At 71.4% G+C, this 1,259-nt stretch carries 1 protein-coding gene and 1 pseudogene; both read right to left on the bottom strand.

The features are described from left to right. Positions 1–295: pseudogene (locus x551_RS22420) on the bottom strand (hypothetical protein); the annotation flags it as partial. 173 nt (positions 296–468) lie between these two features. Then, the coding region (locus x551_RS22415) for an ABC transporter permease (protein WP_036251777.1) at positions 469–1,259 on the bottom strand (791 nt) is incomplete at its 5' end.

Genomic DNA, 1,259 nt, shown 5'->3' with positions numbered 1-1,259 from the left:
CGCGCCGGCCGCTGGCGATGGCGTGGTGCAGCGCGGCGCGCTGCTGCTGCAGTTCGCGGGCGCGCTGGCCGGCCCAGAACGACGCGGCGACGAAGATCACGATGATCACCAGCGTGAGTCCGGTGGGGTCGGAGTTCAGCAGCAGGCCCCACACGCCGCGCACGCCGAGCAGCCAGGTGCCGAAGCCCAGCAGGCCGATCAGCGCCACCCATTCGAGCCAGATCGGTTCGGGCAGCCCGCTGGCGCGCAGCGCGCCGCCGATGCGGCGCTTGTTGCCGCTGGTGGCGGCCGTCATGCGCCGTGGGCCCGCGGGGTCCGGGTGAGCGTGGATCGCATGGGAGTCTCCGAATCGTTGGCGGGGCCCGGTCGCCGGCGAGAGGCCGGAGCGGTGGGTCGGTTCGCCGCGATCTTAGTCAGCCGCCGCGCTCCCGTGCAGGGCAGTTTGCCCGCCGTGGGAGGAAGACAGCTTCAGCCCCCGCCGCGCTTGGCGAGCTGCCCGAAGCCGCGCTGCGGGTCGTAGCCCCAGCAGGCGAGCGTGAAGAACAGCGCCAGGCAGCCGAGCACCACCCAGGGTGCATTGCCTGGGTCCTGGCCGTAGAGCGCCAGGCGCATCCATTCCACCGCGTGCGTGAACGGGTTGAGCCGCGCCACCTGGTAGATCCACTGCACGCCCGAGGCCTGCAGCTGCTGCAGCGGGTAGAGCGCGGTGGACAGGAAGTACATCGGGAAGATCACGAAGTTCATCGTGCCGGCAAAGTTCTCCAGCTGCTTGATGTGCACCGACAGCAGCAGGCCCAGCGCGCCCAGCATCAACGCGGCGGCCAGCAGCGCGAGCAGCGCATGCAGGCCGTGCGCCCAGTGGCCCGGCAGCGCGGTGCCGATCAGCAGCGCCAGCGCCACGAAGGCCAGCGCCTGCAGCGCCGACAGCAGCGCGGTGGCGCACAGCTTGCAGAACAGCAGCCAGGGCCGCGGCAGCGGCGCGGTGAGCAGCAGGCGCATCAGGCCCATCTCGCGGTCGTACACCATCGACAGCGAGGACTGCATGCCGTTGAACAGCAGCACCATGCCCACCAGGCCGGGCACGATGTACACGTCGTAGGGCTGCTGCAGCGAGGCGTCGGCCACGTGGCGGAAGCCGGCCGCGAACACCGCCAGCCACAGCAGCGGACGCACCAGCGCCGACAGCAGCCGGCCGGTCTGCTGCGAGAACTTCAACACCTCGCGCAGCACCACGGCGCGCAGGGCCTGCAGCGCGTGCG

The organism is Methylibium sp. T29, from assembly GCF_000576205.1.
In the GTDB taxonomy this organism is placed as follows: domain Bacteria; phylum Pseudomonadota; class Gammaproteobacteria; order Burkholderiales; family Burkholderiaceae_C; genus Methylibium; species Methylibium petroleiphilum.
The sequence above is the reverse complement of the archived record's forward strand: the minus strand, read 5'-3'. Positions and strand labels throughout refer to the sequence as shown.